At 58.2% G+C, this 1928-nt stretch carries 2 protein-coding genes; one reads left to right on the forward strand and one right to left on the reverse strand.

Features of this window, described 5'->3' with window-relative positions:
- On the forward strand, positions 1 to 181 hold a 181-nt coding region (locus HMPREF0178_RS22540; protein ID WP_232281246.1), incomplete at its 5' end, for a hypothetical protein.
- Here the strand turns inward: HMPREF0178_RS22540 and HMPREF0178_RS08995 are convergent.
- The gene (locus tag HMPREF0178_RS08995; RefSeq protein WP_009380311.1) at positions 149 to 1786 is read right to left on the reverse strand and encodes a glycosyltransferase; all 1638 of its coding nucleotides are present in this window, start codon (positions 1784 to 1786) and stop codon (positions 149 to 151) included. The two genes, HMPREF0178_RS22540 and HMPREF0178_RS08995, sit on opposite strands and share 33 nt — an antisense overlap.
- Positions 1787 to 1928: the final 142 nt, after the last annotated feature.

The raw sequence follows: 1928 nt of genomic DNA on the forward strand, positions 1-1928 counted from the left end.
AGAAGGGCTTCCTTCTCCCCTCCCCCGGACCCCCTCCCCTCATCCTCCTAAGACTTTCGACTTTATCGAATCCCTGTTCGGGAGTGGTTCCATTTTCTCTGTCTGCCGGGAATCGGGCGCGATCCATTATTTTTTATTGGTGGCGCAATCAGCTTTCTTTTTCTTTCTTCAAGAGTTTTAAAATGCCGCTGACGACCTTAGCCTTGTTTTTCTCGAAATGGATACGGGATTGGCGCTGATACAGGACGTTGCGGCGTTCGGGTTCGTCGATGAGTTCCACAAAAAGTTTGTGGAGGCGTTCGGCGTTGAATTTCCGCATGATGCCCATGTAGGCGAATCCGTGATCCGCGCGGGCGAAGGTGTGCCGTGCCTCGCGTTCGTGCTGCGCCAGAACGATGCTCGGGATGTGCATGTGGGCGAGTTCGTAAACGGTGCGCCCGGCGGAGCAGATAGCGAGATCCACGCCTTCCATCATACGGGACATGATGTTGGTCGCATACTCGAAACGGAGCAGCGGATTGCCGAGGGCCTTGATGTGCCTGACCAGCTCGTCGCGGTGCGCGTAGCCCGGCCCGGTTACAACCCGGATGGCGATGCCCCGCTCACGGCAGAGCGGCTCGACGGTATCCAGCGTCTGCCGGGTATAGTCGGGCATATCCGTACCGCCGAAGGTGATGAGGATGCACTTCGGGGCCGGGCGGAATACATTCTGCTCGGCCTGCAAGAATTCGTCGCGCAGGCAGAAGTACTTGTGCCCATACAGAAAACGCTCGGGCTGCTTGCCGTTTGTTTCGTTTTGAGGCTCCTCGTACAGGGCATTGACCACCTGATCGGCCAGCACCGAACCGGGCCCCTCGTCCTCGAAGTTGACCACGGGAATGTTCGCGGCCTTGAGGTGTTCCATATATTCGCGGGGCGTATCCAGCATGTCGTTGATCACAAGATCGGGATCGAGCGCCAGCACGTCTTCCCAAAGTTCGCCCTGTTGGATGACGGTCTTGTAATCGCGTGCGGCGATGTTGGAGGCGGCGAGTTCGCTTTCTTTGGTGCAGACGAAAAAGACTTTATGGTTGGCGATTTCGTGGGCCAGCATGAGCGAACGGAAAACGTGCCCCATGCCGATGGCGGGATAGCCCGCGACCACGAACACCACACGGCGTTGCGTCAGAAGGCGTTCGCACAGCCACCAGTCCTGATAGCTGTTGATCTCCATCGCCCGATCATTGAGGAAATACGGTACGGTATGCCGGATGGTCCCGCCGTCCAGCGCGTCGCTTTTGACGATGATGAGGGCCTTGCTCTCGACCACCAGCTCTGATTCGTCTTCGGACATGAAGGATTCCAGCCGCCCCTGATGGACTTCCCAGATGCGGTGCCGGACGCTTTTGACGGTGACGAGGCAGTCGGCCTCGTCTTCAAGGAACGTCTTGTAGGCGTCGTCGATGTCCACCCACGTCAGCAGGGGGCAGCTTGCCCGGTACACGATGATGTGCCCGTAATCGTTGCCCAGTTCACGGAGGATGGATTTCATCTCCGTGATGATGTCCAGCGAGGTGAAGCGCAGCCCGGCGTTGTAGTGCACGCGCACGCCGTTGCGTTCGCAGATCAGGCTGATTTCCTGGCTGTCCGTGACGACCACGACGTCGTGCGCCGGAACGACACTGCGCGCCGTGTCGATGGCGCGCTGGATCAGCGTGACCCCCGCGAGGCGTTTGACGAGCTGGTCCGGGATGACCGCGTTTTTCTTGATGGCCGGGATGACGATGCAGCGTCGCGTTTCTGTCATGGGAAAATGCCTCCGGCGGCGGGTATTCCCCCTGTGAAGGCTGGCAAAAAGGAAAAGGGTACAGCCGGGGAACTTGCGTTAAAGACCAGTCTGTTGCGAAGACGCAACTCTGTATCGACCTATTTATGTAAAGTCGTTTGGG

It is taken from the genome of Bilophila sp. 4_1_30 (genome assembly GCF_000224655.1).
In the GTDB taxonomy this organism is placed as follows: domain Bacteria; phylum Desulfobacterota; class Desulfovibrionia; order Desulfovibrionales; family Desulfovibrionaceae; genus Bilophila; species Bilophila wadsworthia.

Bases quoted from the DNA above. Each gene is read 5' to 3' on its own strand.
- HMPREF0178_RS08995 (WP_009380311.1), bottom strand. From the start codon at position 1,786: ATGACAGAAACGCGACGCTGCATCGTCATCCCGGCCATCAAGAAAAAC.